Below are 18,024 nucleotides of genomic sequence, written 5' to 3'. Positions count from 1 at the left end.
TCATTACATCTTTGCGGCTGATTAAGCCCCACTAAAAGCGACTTTTAATTGGGCTGCTCGGGGTTTGGCAGCTTTACATAGTGAGTGGAATAGTGTCGTTCCACTTGGTCGTTACCTGATTTCGAGAAACGTAGCGGGCGTTTCGAACCTTTTCCCCAGGACATATAGGCGGTATAGGATTCTTTAAGGTTGATCTCCCTTGCAGTTTTTCGGAATTCTTTCATGATGAAGCTGAATTGACCCAAGTTGCCATGAAGAACCCGTTCAAGATATGGAACCCTTCCTAATCTCCATTCCTCAACAAGCTTCGGAGAGACCTTCTCCATCTTCAAGAACAAATCCAGTGGGCTCGCATACCCTTTTTCCCAGATCAATTGTTGCACCGTATGACGAACCTTCTTCTGTAACTCTTGTCTATTCAAACAAACTACGCCCTTTCATTATGAAAAAGGAATATTGTTATTGTGCTTTTCGCTCAATTCATTGTAATCCAGCTCAAACCGATCCATCCACGATTGGATTGCTTCTTCTGCATACTTGTTTTCGAACCTGTTCCACTCTTCCCAAATATCCAATCTATCAAGCGCATCCTTAAACCTTCTAAAAGGTTTATTACCACCAAGAGCATCAAATAATTTATCCTCGGGATCGGATTCAGTACGCTGAGCAAATTTTGTCATTACATAAAATGCCTCATTTGAATCAATCTTTGGAATATCGATATAACGTTCTTCGTTTTCCTCGTCATCCCAGTCGATTCCCGGTTCCCCTGTATACGACTCATCTAAATCCAAAATGACTTGTCCAGTATGCAGATCCAAATAATACGGGTGCTCAAAGTTGTTATCCAAGTAAGCATCAATAAGCTCGTCCATTAATTTCATTTCGATCGACCTCACTTGATTTATATGATCCTATTTTAGCAGAACTATTTCAGTGTGGGCAAAATTAAGCAGACAACTTGGAAGTCCGAAATATTAGGAGCCATTATAGCCATTTGGACTACAATTCAGGTCTTGAAAAATATAAAAAATGCGCTCTAGGAGAGGGTTTCGAGATGGAGGGGAGCCGAACCCCAATCCGAAGATAGCGGCACATAACTTTCTACGAGTGCATTCACAGTTTTGATGTCACCCTAGAAGCCCCTCGTAACCGGGTCCCCTTTGGGTCAGCCTGATTATCTTCTTCCTTCTTCCGTCCTGGCGGAGACCAGACGGTGTATCCCACTATTTATTAGACCCTATCCCTGTCACATGGCGATGCAGGGCAGAAGCACGCGCACAGTTTCTTTAGGCTGCGAAAGTGTTGTTGTTTTGTTGGTTGCCGTTTTAATAGGCTTTAGCGTTGATGAAGCTTGCATGGTAAACAACACCACATGTTAAGGATTTAACGACTTTATTTCACTTTCACTAAGCCCTGTTGCCTTAGCTACAGCTGCATAATCCATCCCCATTGCCAGCAACTTACGAGCGACTTCTCTTTTCCCTTTGTTTACGCCTTCTGCAATACCCGCAGACTTCGCCCCCTCAACCATAGATGCTTCATCATGCAAATATTTCTGTCTAGCCTCATACAATCGTCTGGCATCCGAATCCCGACTCAAATATTGCAAAGTATCCATAGCCTTTTCCAAACCCGGCTCATTCATCTTCAGCACCTCCCATTGTGATGTATCGGCACCCGTTAAGAACAATAGCCAATTAATCAGCCCGCCCGCAGATGGAATACGTTATGATATTGCTCATTCTTTAAGAACCCATAGTTTAAAATGTTAATCGTCACGCATTTATTCAACTCAGGATATTTGTCTCCCTCGCTGAGGCACGCCAGCAACCTAATCACTATAGTTGATTCCTTGCCCATCCTTCCAACACATACATACTTTATTAGAAAACTTACTGCCCATATATTTAGCTAAGATGGTCTTTTCGTCGTTGGGTATACGATTATATTCTAGAAATTCACTAAACATTATATAATCCTTTATTTCAATCTTTTGGAGTGAATATCCCTTTTGTAAGCGAAATAGTTTCTGTAGCTTATTCCAAATTTTATATGCTTCGTTCTGTTCGAAACTTATTTTTTTATCTTCTTCTCTGCGCCTTGCTAATTGATGATGATGTTTTTTTATGGCTCCATTTTTACCACGGGAAACCATCATTTTTAAGCTAAGCGACTTCACACGCTCAATAATTTCAAGATGATACCAGAATGGCTCTTCAAAGAGCTCATAATCCGTGACAGCTTGGATGATATCCTCATTTTCCGTACCCGAGATATCATATCCATGCGCTAACAATTGCTGAATGAGACGGTTATTATCTGTTTCTGACAGAACCTCAATATAACATCCAAAAACAAATTTTCTAACCACATCTTCGTACTTTTCTCCAAAACTATTATGTAAAAAACCGATACCACTTGTATAGCTAGCTGTAGATTGCCCGGTATACTCATCAAAAAAGTCTTCAACACTATAATAATCATCAACCGAGATTAAATCATTTTCCTGAATCAGCATACCCGAACAATCCCATGGAGAATCGTATTCGTGAGTAATTTTATATTTAGGTGTGAACATGAAGTCATATGCTAACTCTTCGGCTAAATTAGTCAATAATACCGGAAACTTCGCCTTAACCCTGCTCCTTATTTCTTTCGAAATCACTTCTAAAGAATGTTTCATTCTTCCATCTCCTCCATCAAAAAGACCATGCTTAATAAATAATTTGGCACGGTGCTTCCGTTGAAAAAGTATATAATGATTTGTTAAAGAATAACATACTCACACCATATTTTCACTCTCGAATCCAATTCCTAAACGGTGGAGGATGTAAGCACAAAAAAAGTTATACCCTCCTTTTAACGAGTACGTATCATCTAACACTTCTGCTAAATCAAAAAAAGACACCCCTAAAGGTGTCTTTCACTTACTCCATATGGAGCCGAGGGGATTCGAACCCCTGTCCGAAGATAACGGCACATAAGCTTCTACGAGTGTAGTCACGGATTTGATGTCACCCTAGAAGCCCCCCGTAACCGGGTCCCCTTCGGGTCAGCCTGATTGTCTTCTTCAGCTCACCGCAGGCGGAGATGAGACAGCGTATCCCACTACTTGTTAGCCCCTATCCCTGTCACATGGGCGATGCAGGGTAGAAGCACGCACACAGTTTCTTAGGCTGCGAAAGCGTAGTTTGTTTGTTATTTGCCGTTTAATAGGCTTTAGCGTTGATGAAGCTTGCCATCGCCATACAGGCAACATGTTAAAACCTGATAGACTTGATTTCACCTTCACTAAGCCCTGTCGCCTTCGCTACAGCTGCATAATCCATCCCCATTGCCAGCAAATTGCGAGCCACTTGAAGCTTGCCTTCAATAATCCCAGCTGACTTTGCCCCTTCAACCATGGACGCTTCATCATGCAAATACTTCTGTCTGGCCTCATACAATCGTCTAGCGTCCGAATCCTGACTCAGATATTGCAGGGTATCCATGGCCTTTTCCAAACCCGGTTCATTCATCTTCAGCACCTCCCATTGTGATGTATCGGCACCTTTCAGAAACAGTAACCAATTGATCAGTCCGCCTTCAGACGGAACACTATGTTCATCTAGCTTCGGCAACTCCAAGAAATGAACCTCGATGTCGTCAATTAACGATATCCCCGTCCGGTCTTCCCGCAAATGAAATACGTTATGATATTGCTCATTCTTCAAGAACGAATAGTTTAAAATGTTAATCGTCACGCATTTCTTCAACTCTGGATATTTGTCGCCCTCATTGAGTTGACTCGCATATCGTTTGCTCCAATAAAAGAGCGTTCTTTTCTCTATATCGTACTTATTAAACAGCTGCATCTCTATATCAATCAGTTTACCTTCAGAGGTCTTGGCATAAACATCAAAAATGGATTGTTTGTCGAGCGGATCGTCTTTATCCGTATATGGGTTCATCAGGATGATCTCGGTCAGCGGCGGCTCACCAGCTTCCGTGAAAATGCGGTTAAGAAACGCCAGCAGCACATCCTTATTGTTCTCGCTGCCAAATATCCGTTTGAATACGAAATCCACACGTGGGTCAAGCAAATACATCGGCATCAGCTCCATTCTTTATTATTATAGCATTTATCAATGGTTTTGAACCTTGTAAAGAAGTATAAGTTCCTTCAGATTTAGACCTATTGATTAACCAGAAAAAGGTAGAAAAAAGGCCGCTCATTCGGTAAAGTGTTTGTACCCCTACAAACATCCGAAACGAGGCGACCTCATGAAAAAGTCTACTTCATTATCGAATATTCTGCAATTGGTGATTCCCGAAGAAAAAATGCTCCCATTCTTGGAAGAACTAAAGTATATCGATGTGGCGCGAAAGTTTACTGTCTATGATTTATTTCTATTTTTGGCCGAAGCCGCCTTCCAGCAGTGGGAGGGGTATCGGGACGGAGAACAGCGAATGGCCCTTTGTGGGCAGCGTTCTGTGGATCACTCAACCCTCTCGAAAAAAGCCAAAGACGTTCCTTTTCAATTATTCAAGCGTTTGCTAGATCTCATGATTGGGCTGTGCAATCGAAAGACTCGGCGTGTACTCGGTATTCCGAAGGAGCTGCTAATCGTTGATTCCACTACGATTACGGTAGGTCTGGGACGGTTGACTTGGGCTCCGCACAAAGGCCAAAAAGCAGGCGTTAAGCTACACGTGGGGATCATTGGAGACCAAGGCGAATTGCACAAAGTTACCGAAACGACTGGATATGAGCCTGATTTGAAGAGTTGCCCTGACCTGCTGGACAGAAGATTTATTTTGGTGGCAGACCGGTCTTATGGTAAACACAAGCTGTTTGACAGTTACCAAGAGCAGGAAAACCGGCAGTATTTTGTGATTCGGCTTCGGGATAATACAACCTTTACGAATCCAATCTCACGATGTCGAAAGCGTCCCTTTTCGGGAAGTATTAAGCAAGATTTGACCTGCCAATTGGGAAAGAACATGGCACTCTCCCAGAACAGATTTCGGGTGGTCATCCTAGAGGATCCCAAAGGAAATCCCGTTATTCTCGCCACAAATCTGCACTGGTATTCCCCCGAAGGGATTGCAGAAATCTATAAAAAACGGTGGCAGATTGAAATCTTTTTTCGTTGGATTAAGCAGCATCTAAACATTCCAAAATTATTCGGAACAACACCAAATGCAGTGTATGGACAGCTGTACACAGCTTTACTGATTTATGTTTTGCTTAAGTTCCTGTTTGAGCAGGGAAATGCTGCGGTGCATCCGAGTGCTAAATTAACATTCGTCGACTTTGACCGGTTATTTACTTTGGAAACTTTACCACCGGAATGGAGGATTTATTTAGCCAATGTAGTGTTTACAACTTCCATAATTTAGCTAATCAACAGACCTGCTTCAGATTAAACTAACTATTATCAGCAAAAACAATCATTATAACGAAAAAAGACACCGATTAAGGTGTCTTCTGCTTTACTCCATATGGAGGCGTGGCGTGGGTAAATCTACAATTCCCCGTCACTTGTTGCGTCATATTTATGGGAAGGTGGCATAGCTACACGTTTTAAGCGTCGAGCAGTTGAGATTTTCAATTATTGATAATATTAGAGTGTGAAATTTATCTATAATCTAAGACCTGAAAAAATAAGATCTAAATCTTCTTCCGTTGTATTACCTCGTTCAAGCATGTTGTTTTCAATCGCATCCAACATAACTTGCTCTTTTTCCTTAAGACGGAGATATATCTTTTCATCCAAGGAATATGGATCTCCATCTTTGGTAAAGAATATTTCCTGTGTAAAAAAGTACTGGGTGTACTGATTGTTTGGCAGCCCCAAGCGATGGATACGATCTTTCGACTGCAGGAGATGAACAAGATTATAGCTGTACTCAAAATATATTGCATCATGGCAAACAATGTGCAAAGATACAGACTCAGCCAAGGTGTGTGGATTAGTAATTAGGACATCAATCTCACCTTTTCGAAATGCTGATAAAATCACCTGACGCTCTTCCATACTAATCGCTCCATAGATGCAAGCAGTTCGAACCCCTGCTGTTTCCAAAGCCCCCTTAATATTCATCATAGAATCAATAAATATACACCAAATTAATACTGGTTTGTGATCTCTATGAAGCTGTAAGGCGATTTCTATACAGGCATCAAACTTTTTGGTGGTTACAATATTATTAATGAGAGAAACCACATCGTCGGAAAAGTCCACATAATCAATTTGCTCTATCTCTCCAGAGATATCCAAAACATCTGAAAACTCTGATAAGTCAAGTGAATTTAATAGCATTTGTGGATTTGATTCCAATTGCAAAAGACGAATGATTAGAGCAAGTTTATTCTTTGCGTATTTTAGCAGCAGTATCTGAAATAATTCATTTTCAGGGCGGCTGGCCATTACTTGGATAAAAGAATCTGGATTTGCTGCCGGTACTTGTAATTCCTGTTTTGTTGTGCGGCAAAAGAAGGGCTGTAGTTTCTGGTTAATAACGGTAATATCATCTGGACTTGGGTCTTTCAATTGTGGAATAGTGAACCCAAAAAAATCAGCATATTCATCGTGATAAAGAATATCCAACAGGTTCCTAATGTCGGTGTACGAATTAGGTATAGGAGTTCCCGTAAGTGCAATTGTGTAGCAAGCATCCTTTGCGATTTCAAGTGCATCAAAAGCGCGGCGGCCATTCAGAGCTTTCACTTTATGCACTTCATCAAACACGAGTAATGTTTCAGCATCTATTAGCTTTTTGATTTCTGTCACATAAGTCCCTAAACTCTCATAGTTAAACAACAGAAGATTCTTATTTCCCGTATCATACAAAATGGCTTGCTGTTTATCTTTGGTAGATCGATAACTTGGATCATGTATGCTAAATAATTGAACCTGCTGCTTCATACCGAAGCAGGCTTTGAATTCATCAACCCAAGAGCCAAATGAATTTTTCGGCCCAACCATAACAATTCTTTTGACCAGTCCTTGTGATTGCAGGTATGAGTATACCCCTAAAACTGACGCCGTTTTCCCTGATCCAGGGACAGAGAAGTTGCTGGATTTTTTCATGCTACACATGAAAAACGAATCCCACATTTGCTTGTCTCGAAGTTGTCGATAAAAAGCGCAATCGACAACTGCTTTATATTCAGCAAACTGTGCTCGTATAATAGGATCTTGCTGTTTTATGAAAAGTCCAATATTAGCTCGCTTTTCAATATACATTTCTCGGTTTGCGATATAATCATGGAGTCGTTGTGTGGTAAAGAAGCGATAGGCTCGCTTTTGGGCATCTTGCTCTAGAATACCAATGATTTTCTTGTAGGATGGGTAAGTTAAACTGCTTTTAAAATGAATAATATGGTCATTACTCCGTTCTAAATCAACATATCGCTTGAGCCACCGTTTATAAACTGCATTATTTAAAAGAAGTGACGGTTCAATTTTAATGTCAAGCTTTAACCCATCGTCGTAATCCAATAAGAGACAACTTGGTTCAAGCTGTACAGTGTCGATAATGACCTTCCCTTTGCTGTGAGAAACAATTTCTCTATGAAGAGTTTGGCTCATATCACAGACGAGGACATTTTCAACCTTGTTATTCCAAAGATTTTCAAATATTTCTTTGCTTTTGACGATTTTTGAATAATCGAAAGCCGATGCCTGCCAACTGCAGGTAATGTCAAACGCTTCGTAATTGGTATTATAAGCCGCCGCAGTTTCATTATTTGATCCTCGAAAGCAAATCACATCCCCTACTTCATCTTCCATGACGCCGAATTTATCGTGAAAGATTCCTAAGCGAGTAAAGGCAATCTTAATGTCAATAATCCCAAGTGAAATCAAGTAGGCAAGATTAGAGATATTGCGCTCTTCCTCAAGAGATAGAGTTTCTCTCAGCCTTCCTAACAATGCTAGATTGACCTCTTCCCGCAACTGGTATCCTTCTTTAATTTGTCGATAGTCATATTCTGATAGTTCCGCCGAAACAATCATACGGCACTTATTTCCTCGACGTGCAAACACTTCTAGACCTTTTGCATAATTGGCAAGCGCTTGGGCTGAAAAATAAGCAGTAGCTCTATCATAACTGATGCACTCGCGCAAGATCGGGGTATAGAAAGAGGATCCAACATCATCTTCATAAGAAGAATATGTAGCTTTCAGCGAAAGATCTTTAAACATCTAGTTCTCCTCTAATGCTATCTAATATTTGTTGAACCAAGTCAAGCTTTTCACGTATATCTTCTTTTTGCTCATCTGATATTTTCTTAAATATATTCGTATCAATGGTATCAAGCATTTCATATGCCTTTTCAGCTTGCTGCGCAGGGCGATTTCGGCTAGCATCTCCGTCCGCTTTGCTGATCCACTTTTCAGTGGATCTAGAAAATTCTGATTGAATTTCTTTTTGTGAACGTATCTGTTCATTTATTATTTTTTCGGTCATAACTGGGTACTGCTCCACAGCATCACAAACATTTTCTATTAAATCTGATTGTTCAGCAAGATATTCATCCAGAAGTCTGGAGTTTGATGCAATTTTACCAATTTTTCTTATATATCTATTTGTATCTCCAACTGGTGCCATAAGTAATTGAGCAAATACATTGTTTTTCAAATCCTCACGGCTATCATCATTTTTCACCTTACTTAACATACTATACAAGTCTTTTAAAGATTCGGAGAGATTCATGGTACGAGCTAAATGGAATTGTTTAGGTGCGTTAATGAATTCCAAAAATTCCACCATCAGTCTTGATTTTTCCATCTCTCGCTTAATGTCTGCTTCCGTTTGATTAGCGCTGCTAGCATATTCACGTGCTGTAAGAAGTTTATTTTCTACAATATCATTATAAATACCCACCAGTCGATCAATCGGATTATAGTCAACAGGTTTGTCCACACCATGCTGAAGAAACAATTCTAGCATTTTGATTTGTTTAGCATTGTGAGCAAAATTGTGCTCTAAAATAACAGCTTCAAAGTATTGTGTTTTTCCGGTTTTTTGTTCTAAATTACGCATGCAAGTGAAGCGCCGGTTACCATCTATGATCCTACCATCAGTCAAAACAACCCCAGCCTCTTGTTGTCCAATGAGTTCAATATTGTTTTGTGTTTTTTTCAAAGCTTCTGGATTACTTTCAGTAATAAAGCCTTGAATGATCTGGTTATATTGCTCTTTATCCTCAATGTCAATATGAATAATCCCATTTTCCGCTTTATACTGACTGATCCAAGTCGCAATGCGATCATTCTGATCATTATAATACAGCTGATCTAGCCGGATTTTATATACGGTGTAAGTTTGCATGTGATTATCCACCGATAACTTTTTGGTCAATGTTGTTGGTAAAATACTTCTGTTTTCAATGCCTTCTTTAAGTAAACTCAATTGAATATTACCTCCTCATATTTATCATGTAATAGCTCATCGGCAAACAAATTTTAAATTTCTTCAAAATATACATCGTAGTCAGCGTAAACTTTTTGAGTTATTGTATCATAGTACATCGCGCTTCCTTTGATTGTTTCGACTATTTTATACCAATCAAAGTTTATATTGTAATCACTTGATAGCTTTTCAGTCAGCTCATAAACATCTAAAGATAGTGATTCACTAGAGTACAAAATCCATTCCAAAAAATCGATTAAGGATACTTTTTCACTTCCACGTCTGAAAAGTTTGTTTTTTCCCATTCGGCGATAGGTAAAATGCTCCTTATCTTCTGAAAGTAACGAAGCATAAAACCATTCGTCAAAGCCAAGCTCATCGAGGGCATGGGTAAAACCTTTTTTTTGCAGGGAGTATACTGTGAAATATTGTGAATCAGCTGCTCTATATGCTTTGCAGCAATAGTCCAGTATGGATTCTTTTTCTACACCAACACAATTTATTCGGCGAAAATGAACGTACTTTAATGGTGCATATTCTAAAATTTCATAAGCCGCCCTTAGCTTATAAACCTCCGATGTATATGCTATAGTGTTTAGCACTTCCTTTGGAAAGAACTGAGCATCTACTATATCCTCTGTAGTAAGAATCATACGAAAGTAGTCAGTTGCGGATGAATACTGGTCTTTAATTGCATAGTTCGTATAAACCCGCAATCCAAGTGTCTTTAATGTGTATGGATTCAGCAGTTTGGGATCAGCTTTAGGGAATTGGCACACATACAACTTTCGAATATCAGACAAGAGATAGAATTCTCTGGATAGTAGTTGCTTCATTTTGGAAACCATTATTTCAGGGAGAATCGGCACATCTATCTTGTAAATACCAGAATAAAAATACTGATCGAAGTTTTTCATGTAGTTGGCTAGCACTGTTTGAGACAAAACGCCGTATGCGTATTCATATGCTGCAGCAAAATCTGTATTTTTGACAGGAGCGAGAGCCAACAACATCTCCATTACCTGAGTATCTCTGTCTGCTGTCCCGAACTCTATATTCGGCATCCGCTTAAAGTTTATTTGTGGGTAATCTTCACTTGTGCAGATCTTTTTAAGTAGATTATGCAACTCATATTCATCCTGAATGTCATAATCACTCATCAACTCTGGATACTCCCGAAAGAACTTGCGTGTTGAATACTCTACATTCTTATAACTGCTCAGATTAAGGTCGTTGAGCAGATCAGTGTAATCATACGCGTCAATATTGTAGTAGCGAAGTTTTTGTCCATATTTCCACAGAACATGGTTGCTCGCTGCTAACTTGTTGGAGTATCCGCGATCCATCACCGAAAACTTAGGATTATCCTGTAGATTTAAATCTTCTAGTAGCATCTTATATATTTGCGAAAATTCTTCAAAGGTAAGGCCCTCAACGCCCGACGTGCGCAATATGTATTCACTAAGCTCAGAGCGGCTACAAAGAACTCGCTCGCTACCAAGTACCACGTGATTTTTATAAAGTATTCGTTCTGCGCCCTTTTTAAAATAGTCTGGAAAATCAGAATCTATCGCCAATTCATCTACAGGAAGTTCCCCTTTTTTATAAGCAATAGACAGGTAGTTGTATGTTATTGCCGTTTCCTTGAATCCTAAAAGAAAATCTTCTTTTGCTATGTCATATTTCTGAAAAACATGCGCAAACATATCTTCACTCAGAGTAGGTGCCTTACGGATACACTTTGTTTCAATTTGCTGTATGCGTTGTCTCGATAGATTCAGGCTCTTTCCAATCTCATCTAATGTCTGTCCGGTGAGTCGTCTCGTCAAAACAGCACTATCTTTTGATTTTGACAAGGATGCAGCATACTCAAGAGACGTTGGATATTTCCGCTTATATATTTCAGCATGTAAGCAGAGCAAATTGCCATCCTGTATCAATTCTGATATCAGACTATCCACTATTAATTCATTCTGTAAAAATGAAGGTAGGAATCTCACCAAATTAAACTTATCCATCCCATAAGGTTTGGATTCCAATTGCTTCAAAGTAGTTTCTTTGATTGCACATCTCAAAAGGGGCAAACCATAGAGTTTTGAAATCAGATGTTCATCGATCTCTACAGCTGAACCTGCTGTAAATAACCTACCATTACAATTCGCGACCAGCGGAAGAATATCCTCATATAGTTTGCCTGCATGAACGTCTATTTTCTTAACAACTTCCTGAACGATCCTAAGGCAATCCTCATTAATTTCGGAAACTGAAACTTCATTGTGAGAACTTCGAGCTGCAGGCATTGGTTGCAGGACAAGTAGAGTTATGGCTTCAATTATTTCTTTCACGCTCTTTGAGCCCATTTTGGGGATTTCAAATAAGTCAGTCTCGGTCTTATCCAACAACATGGAAATATAGTTAATTCCTGCTCCCTTTAAGCAATTGAATGATCTCTTTGACAACTCAATGTCCTCTATAGGCAAGTCTCGATATGATAGGCCGTCCTTTCCAATGAACCGCACATCCAAATTGTCCTCTGCCTCTTGGTCTGCATTACAATTCAAAGGATCAATCTCGTAATTAGCTATCTCTTCAATTACTTCTGTAATTTCTGTTACAGTTTTAACCCCCATGTTTTTAAGACTCGGGAACTTTTCTATAGGGAAGTCCTGCAGATCACCCACGCTAACGATGCCTGCTCTACGAAGAGCGTTGAATGCTCTTGCAGATAGATCTAATTTTCCTATTGAATCTAATCGCGTCAAGTACTTCACTACATTCCCTCGTTTCACAAAGAATATCATCAATGAATGTGGCTCTACACCAAAGTTAATTGCTTGATACTTTTCATTATCCACTATTACATGTCGTTGCGCTGAGCATTACTTTCGAGCAAAAGTCCCTGAATGTATCGTTCTCGATAGCAGATGATATAGTATCGATACTGAAAGGTTAATATACGATTGTTTCTACGTTGTACTGTAGCGAGGAGTGGTTAAAAGTATTTCTTCGATTGTGTAAATTGAATTTTTATTGTTACACCTTGATGTTGAAAAGTATAACTGGGCTGTATCTTCCTTTTCCTCCATCAAAAGCAGTATTTCCTTCTATTCTCTCGAATTTCAGCATTGAATATCTTGAATTATCAAACACAATATAACATAATCGCCCAAAATTAGACAATGTCTTGATTACGAATCTAGTAACAAATTGACTCTACCGAAAACTACTGAAGCTGTCACAAGAAAAAAAACAGCCATCTCAGAAGATACTCTGCGACAACTGCTTTCTTAGTTTGGAGTCCACGTCAGAAGGTCGTCATCTGATGACGACCTTCAAACTGAATGTTGTGGATTTACAGGATGGAGCCGAGGGGAGTCGAACCCCTGTCCGAAGATAACGGCACATAAGCTTCTACGAGTGTAGTCACGGATTTGATGTCACCCTAGAAGCCCCCCGTAACCGGGTCCCCTTCGGGTCAGCCTGATTGTCTTCTTCAGCTCACCGCAGGCGGAGATGAGACAGCGTATCCCACTACTTGTTAGCCCCTATCCCTGTCACATGGGCGATGCAGGGTAGAAGCACGCACACAGTTTCTTAGGCTGCGAAAGCGTAGTTTGTTTGTTGTTTGCCGTTTAATAGGCTTTAGCGTTGATGAAGCGGACGCGTCCCCACTACTCGCTACTCATGCTCGAACTACCCCCGTCGAATCCAAGAACGGCCCCTCATTAAAAGGGCGCTTCGGATTAAGCGGACCAGCGAGCAAAAGTGATCCGATCCACAGTCTCTTCTTCAAGAAGACTGCAAAGAAGCATTAAGCTTTACTTACACAGTATAGCACATTTATCAACACTTTAACACGAAGGTTAAAGGAATTGAAGGTGGAATCTGGAACATCGGGCAATCTCCTGCCCGGGCTTATCTTGCGATCTTTTGCTTGTCGCGCAGCACACGCTGAATATCACGCTGAGCATCACGTTTTGCGGCAGAATCGCGTTTGTCGTACTCTTTCTTCCCTTTACCGAGGCCGATCAGCAGCTTGGCGTATCCGTTGCGGACGTACACCTTCAGCGGCACGATGGTGAATCCCTCACGCTTGGACTGTCCCAGCAGCTTGTGAATCTGCTCTTTATGCATCAGCAGCTTGCGCGTACGCGTCGGGTCGGTAGGATTGGAGCGGTTCCCTTGTTCAAAAGGGCTGATATGCATGTTGTGCACGAAAATCTCACCGTTTCGAATCGTCGCAAAAGCATCGCCAATATTCGCGCGTCCATTACGCAGCGACTTGATTTCTGTGCCGGTCAGCACCAAGCCTGCTTCGTAAGTGTCCTCGATGTAATAATCATGGGAAGCTTTTTTGTTCTGGGCGAGCACTTTCCCGTCTGCTTTTTTACCCATGAGAGTCACTCCTTGAATCGTATTCCTAAGCAGAGATAGTCAGATCGCCTTAACAAGCAGGTAAGTCTGATTATCCAAACGTCAGATCTATATTGTATCAAAAGCGCTCCGGGGAACGCAAGGAAGCAGCGCCCATTCACCACCAGGCATTTTGACATATGTATGTCAGTAAGCCCCGCTTTGGAGATAATTTATATACAATATGATGGATAAATAGAAAATACATTCTGGCACAACACCACATAGGATATAAATGGGTTAACGTTAATCCCAGTGTAGGGAGACTTTGACTTGGAAGTTTATGCATTCCTTTTGCGGGGGACCCCGAACATAAAATTCTTTATTAGTAAAAAAGCGCCGCTCCCTTCACGGGAACAGCGCCTTCATCATCTCAGTTTACTCCTGAGGTTTTTTCTTCTTTTTCTTTCGGCGTACTGCGCCTTCAGCATTGCTGCCTTTGTCGCTGCGCTTAGCGGCTACCTTGTCGGAGGTCTCCACGTTTCCTGGAGTCACGGAAGGGCCAATGAACACGCCGCTCTTGTTCTTCTTCTTGCGGCGCCCCTTATCCTTGCCTTCTGCGCTTCCGCTGCGGCTCTCGAACCCGCGATCCTCCCGGCTGCTGAACCGGGTGTTCGCGTCAACGCCGCGCAGCTCGCCGGCACCTTGCTCGCCTGAGCCGCCGGCTGGCGCGCCGTAGCCGCCCTTGCCGGAGCCGAAGCCGAAGCTGATGCCGCGTCCCCCGGCACCGCCTCCGGCCTCTCCGCCGCGGCCACGTCCCCCGCCGCTGCGCTCGCGCGGTGCACTGCTGCCGCCCGCTTCGCCGTTCAGGGCGGCGTAAGCCCGGCGTGCGGCCTCTGCAGGGCCGCCGCTGCCACGCTTGGCGCGTCCGCCTGCAGACGCGCCGCTACCGGCCGCCGCGTCTGTGCGCGGCGCTTCCCAGGCGCCGGTTCCCACCGCGCCGGACTTGCCTCTGCCGGCGTTCAGCGCGCCGCCGGATTTGCCCTTGCCCGCGCCGACAGCGCCGGGCTTGCCTTTACCGCCGGTGCGGCCCTTACCGCCGGTTTTCCCGCCGGACGGCTTGCTGAAGCCGCCGGCACCCGGACGGCCGCCTTTACCGCCGCGTCCGCTATAGCTGCGGTGCTCGCCCGCCGCACGCGGCTTCATGTCGACCAGCTCGAAGTCGATCGTGTGGTCGTCCATGTTGACCTTGGCGACGCGGATCTTCACCTCATCGCCAATGCGGAACACCTTAGAGGTGCGCTCGCCGATGAGCGCCATATGAGCTTCGTCAAAGTGGTAGTAATCATCGCTCAGCGCGCTGAGACGGATTAAGCCTTCGACGGTATTTTCCAGCTCGATGAACATGCCGAAGCTGGTTACACTGCTGATCATCGCCTCGAATTCCTCGCCGACCTTATCCTGCATATATTCCGCTTTCTTCAGCTGCTCCGTATCACGCTCTGCTTCCACTGCTACGCGTTCGCGTTCAGAGGACTGCTGCGCGATGTCAGGCATCCGGCTGGACAGGTAATCATGACGCTTCTGGCTTAGGGCACCACCGTTCTCGATCACCTCGCGCATCACGCGGTGAATGACAAGGTCCGGGTATCGGCGGATCGGCGATGTGAAGTGGGAATAATATTCCGCCGCAAGTCCAAAATGGCCCGTGCTCTCCGCATCATACTTAGCCTGCTTCATGGAGCGCAGCATCATCGTGCTGATGACTGTCTGCTCCTTGGTGCCTTGAATGTCCTCCAGCAGGCTCTGCAGCGCGCGGGGGTGGACAGAATTGCCGCGTCCCTTGACGTGGTAGCCAAAATTAGCGGCAAAGGCCATAAAGTTCTGCAGCTTCTCCGGGTCCGGATCTTCATGTATCCGGTAGAGGAACGGCACTTTTAGCCAGTGGAAATGCTCGGCTACCGTCTCATTGGCCGCCAGCATGAACTCTTCGATAATTTGCTCGGCTACTGAACGCTCACGTTTTACGATATCAACAGCTTTGCCGTTCTCGTCGACGATGATCTTGCTTTCTTCAAAGTCAAAATCAACCGCTCCCCGCCGCATCCGCGCATCGCGCAGCTTCATGGCCAGTTCCTTCATCAGACGGAAGTCCTCGATCAGCGGACTGTACCGCTCCAGCAGCTCCGGATCTTCGTCTTCGACGATTTTGCGGACATTGGAGTAAGTCATTCTTTCTTTGGTGCGGATTACACTCGTAAAGACATCATGCTTCACGACCTTCATATGCTCATTAAATTCCATCTCACAGGACATCGTTAACCGGTCCACCTGCGGGTTCAAACTGCAAATCCCGTTAGAAAGACGGTGCGGTAGCATCGGAATTACCCGGTCCACCAGATACACGCTGCATCCGCGGTCATAAGCTTCCTTGTCGAGCTCCGAACCTTCGCGCACATAATAGCCGACATCGGCGATATGGACGCCCAGCTTGTAATGCCCATTCTCCAGCCGCTCCACATTGACCGCATCATCCAGATCCTTGGCATCTTCACCGTCGATGGTGACAATGTTAAGCCCGCGTAAATCGCGGCGTCCCTGCTGGATAATCTCTTCATCGGTAATGGAATCCGGCGCCTGCTCCGCTTCGGTCATCACTTCAGACGGGAAAGCCTCAGGCAGCTGGTGCTTACGGATTACGGATAAAATATCAACACCCGGGTCGTCCTTATGTCCCAGAATTTCAATGATTTCCCCTTCAGCCGCAGTGCGGCCTTCCGGGTAATTTACAATGCGGACCACAACCTTCTCACCGTCAACCGCTCCCTTAAAGGACTGCTTCGGAATAAAGATATCGCGGTTAATCCGCTTGTCATCCGGCAGCACAAAACCATAGGTCTCCAGGCTTTGGAATACCCCAACAGTCTGGAGCACACCTCTTTTCACGATCCGCACCACTTCGCCTTCCATCCGCCCGCCGGACGGGCTCTTCGAAGTGATCCGCACCAGTACGATATCCCCGTTCATCGCACCCTTTAAATCGTTGGCGTGTACATACACGTCGGGATGATCACGGTCGTCCGGGATTAGAAAAGCAAACCCCTTCGCATGTGCCTGCAGCCGTCCGCGCAATAAATCCATGCGTTCCGGCACGCCATAACGGGCATTCCGGGTCAGCACGACTCTCCCGTCCTGTTCAAGCTCCAGCAGCAAATCCTCGAACGCTTTAAACGACGCGCTATCCTGCAACTCGAAGTGGCTTACCAATTCGTCATAAGTGAGCGGTTTATAAGCGGTCTCCCGCATAAAATCAAGCAATATTTCCTGTGTTATCAAGTTAGTCACCTCGGCCCTCCGCAGCCTTCAAGCGCTGCTGGCATATATGTATGTCTTGTCCTGCTTCACCCGAAATCATTCAAGTAAAATTTACCTTTATATACTTCATACCCTAGTATACACGAAATCAATCCAGAGCATCCCTGTAATGATTATCACAAAGTTAACGCAGTCCAAAAAATTGCACCAAAAAAGCCCACGCCCCATTCTATTCAGAACAGTGCGAAGGCTTATTGTAGACGTCCTAATCAACTACAATGGCAACAACGATCGCCATAATGAAGAATCCAGCTGCCAGTGCAACCGTTACACGCTGCAGTACAAGCTCCATACCGCGTGCTTTAGTTTTACCGAAAAGATGCTCAGCACCGCCGGAGATGGCACCGGAGAGACCTGCGCTTTTCCCTTTTTGCAGAAGAACGACCGCAATCAGACCGACGGAAAAAATCAGGAGAACTACTTTCAAAAAGATATCCATTCACTTCCACCTCCTACGTCCAAGCATCACTATCTATGCTAAATTAGGTTTTACGTTTCATAAACAGCATTTTTATTTTATCATAGCTACCGTATGAATACAACCTTCTGACTACGAATCTAGTTTGGAGATACCGAGTGTCAATCTCCTATGCCTGTCTCCTGAAAAACGTAAGAGTCAGCAATAACAGCGCGGAAATCACAATGATAGGAACACACATAAAGGCATAGGCAATCCCTTCCCAGCGCCCAATCACCGAAAAACTGAGCACGAGCAAGATTGCACCGCCAACCAAGCCGACAATCCCCGGATAAAACGTGAGCCCGGAATGCAGTCCCCGGATTCGTGTAAAAACTAAGCTTATGATTACAATCAGTATTCCAATCGCAATCCCTGCCACAATAGCATTCATTCAATCCACTCCTTCCAATTATCTACATTTATAGAATACC

The 18,024-nt window shown here is 43.5% G+C and carries 12 protein-coding genes, 2 other RNA genes and 1 pseudogene; 1 reads left to right on the top strand and 14 read right to left on the bottom strand.

Annotated elements, in window-relative coordinates; all coding sequences use genetic code 11:
* Positions 1–44: 44 nt before the first annotated feature.
* The 6 genes and pseudogenes from MHI45_RS19645 to MHI45_RS19620 form a co-directional block, all read right to left on the bottom strand.
* Positions 45–422 (bottom strand): hypothetical protein, encoded by a 378-nt coding sequence (locus MHI45_RS19645; RefSeq protein WP_076114561.1) that lies wholly within the window; start codon positions 420–422, stop codon positions 45–47.
* A gap of 18 nt (positions 423–440) precedes the next feature.
* Positions 441–884: a UPF0158 family protein gene (locus MHI45_RS19640; protein ID WP_076114562.1), complete on the bottom strand. Its 444-nt coding sequence runs from the start codon at positions 882–884 to the stop codon at positions 441–443.
* Between the two features lie 494 nt (positions 885–1,378).
* Positions 1,379–1,821, bottom strand: a pseudogene (locus tag MHI45_RS19635) (Rpn family recombination-promoting nuclease/putative transposase); the annotation flags it as partial.
* A gap of 13 nt (positions 1,822–1,834) precedes the next feature.
* Positions 1,835–2,686, bottom strand: a complete 852-nt coding sequence (locus MHI45_RS19630) for a hypothetical protein (RefSeq protein ID WP_076114564.1) — start codon at positions 2,684–2,686, stop codon at positions 1,835–1,837.
* Between the two features lie 251 nt (positions 2,687–2,937).
* Positions 2,938–3,309: a transfer-messenger RNA gene (gene ssrA / locus MHI45_RS19625) on the bottom strand.
* Positions 3,264–4,091: an Rpn family recombination-promoting nuclease/putative transposase gene (locus MHI45_RS19620; RefSeq protein WP_179091892.1), complete on the bottom strand. Its 828-nt coding sequence runs from the start codon at positions 4,089–4,091 to the stop codon at positions 3,264–3,266. Before MHI45_RS19620 ends, ssrA (MHI45_RS19625) begins: the two co-directional genes overlap by 46 nt.
* Positions 4,092–4,266: 175 nt before the next feature.
* On the opposite strand from MHI45_RS19620, the gene MHI45_RS19615 reads away from it, so the two are divergent.
* Positions 4,267–5,385, top strand: coding sequence for an IS4 family transposase (locus MHI45_RS19615; protein ID WP_341159862.1), 1,119 nt, complete (start codon positions 4,267–4,269; stop codon positions 5,383–5,385).
* Positions 5,386–5,627: 242 nt separating this feature from the next.
* On the opposite strand, the gene MHI45_RS19610 is transcribed toward MHI45_RS19615, so the two are convergent.
* From MHI45_RS19610 to MHI45_RS19575, 8 genes are all read right to left on the bottom strand, one after another.
* Complete coding sequence (locus MHI45_RS19610) at positions 5,628–8,195, bottom strand: SNF2-related protein (RefSeq protein ID WP_076113217.1); 2,568 nt, start codon at positions 8,193–8,195, stop codon at positions 5,628–5,630.
* A complete protein-coding gene (locus MHI45_RS19605) occupies positions 8,188–9,405 on the bottom strand; it encodes a hypothetical protein (protein WP_076113218.1) in 1,218 nt (405 codons plus the stop codon). Before MHI45_RS19605 ends, MHI45_RS19610 begins: the two co-directional genes overlap by 8 nt.
* A gap of 53 nt (positions 9,406–9,458) precedes the next feature.
* Positions 9,459–12,176 carry a DNA-directed RNA polymerase subunit alpha C-terminal domain-containing protein gene (locus MHI45_RS19600; protein ID WP_179091830.1) on the bottom strand — a complete coding sequence of 906 codons (2,718 nt, stop codon included), beginning with the start codon at positions 12,174–12,176 and terminating at the stop codon, positions 9,459–9,461.
* A 586-nt stretch (positions 12,177–12,762) separates the two neighbouring features.
* Positions 12,763–13,127, bottom strand: a transfer-messenger RNA (tmRNA) gene (gene ssrA / locus MHI45_RS19595).
* 193 nt (positions 13,128–13,320) lie between these two features.
* On the bottom strand, positions 13,321–13,800 hold the full coding sequence (smpB, locus tag MHI45_RS19590) for an SsrA-binding protein SmpB (protein ID WP_038584698.1): 480 nt from the start codon (positions 13,798–13,800) through the stop codon (positions 13,321–13,323).
* A 396-nt stretch (positions 13,801–14,196) separates the two neighbouring features.
* Entirely contained in the window at positions 14,197–17,094 is a 2,898-nt protein-coding gene (gene rnr, locus MHI45_RS19585; RefSeq protein WP_083675847.1) for a ribonuclease R, read from the bottom strand.
* Between the two features lie 244 nt (positions 17,095–17,338).
* Positions 17,339–17,572, bottom strand: coding sequence for a preprotein translocase subunit SecG (gene secG / locus MHI45_RS19580; protein WP_038584695.1), 234 nt, complete (start codon positions 17,570–17,572; stop codon positions 17,339–17,341).
* Between the two features lie 148 nt (positions 17,573–17,720).
* The gene (locus MHI45_RS19575) at positions 17,721–17,984 is read right to left on the bottom strand and encodes a hypothetical protein (RefSeq protein WP_038584692.1); all 264 of its coding nucleotides are present in this window, start codon (positions 17,982–17,984) and stop codon (positions 17,721–17,723) included.
* Positions 17,985–18,024 lie beyond the last annotated feature (40 nt).

Origin of the sequence: Paenibacillus sp. FSL H3-0321 (assembly GCF_038002865.1) — a bacterium.
GTDB lineage: Bacteria > Bacillota > Bacilli > Paenibacillales > Paenibacillaceae > Paenibacillus_AQ.
The sequence above is the reverse complement of the archived record's forward strand: the minus strand, read 5'-3'. Positions and strand labels throughout refer to the sequence as shown.

What these genes read in the sequence shown, in the direction of transcription:
- MHI45_RS19640 (WP_076114562.1), bottom strand. Translation starts at nt 884, where the DNA reads ATGAAATTAATGGACGAGCTTATTGATGCTTACTTGGATAACAACTTT.
- MHI45_RS19630 (WP_076114564.1), bottom strand. Translation starts at nt 2,686, where the DNA reads ATGAAACATTCTTTAGAAGTGATTTCGAAAGAAATAAGGAGCAGGGTT.
- MHI45_RS19620 (WP_179091892.1), bottom strand. Translation starts at nt 4,091, where the DNA reads ATGTATTTGCTTGACCCACGTGTGGATTTCGTATTCAAACGGATATTT.
- MHI45_RS19615 (WP_341159862.1), top strand. Translation starts at nt 4,267, where the DNA reads ATGAAAAAGTCTACTTCATTATCGAATATTCTGCAATTGGTGATTCCC.
- MHI45_RS19610 (WP_076113217.1), bottom strand. Translation starts at nt 8,195, where the DNA reads ATGTTTAAAGATCTTTCGCTGAAAGCTACATATTCTTCTTATGAAGAT.
- smpB (WP_038584698.1), bottom strand. Translation starts at nt 13,800, where the DNA reads ATGGGTAAAAAAGCAGACGGGAAAGTGCTCGCCCAGAACAAAAAAGCT.
- secG (WP_038584695.1), bottom strand. Translation starts at nt 17,572, where the DNA reads ATGGATATCTTTTTGAAAGTAGTTCTCCTGATTTTTTCCGTCGGTCTG.
- MHI45_RS19575 (WP_038584692.1), bottom strand. Translation starts at nt 17,984, where the DNA reads ATGAATGCTATTGTGGCAGGGATTGCGATTGGAATACTGATTGTAATC.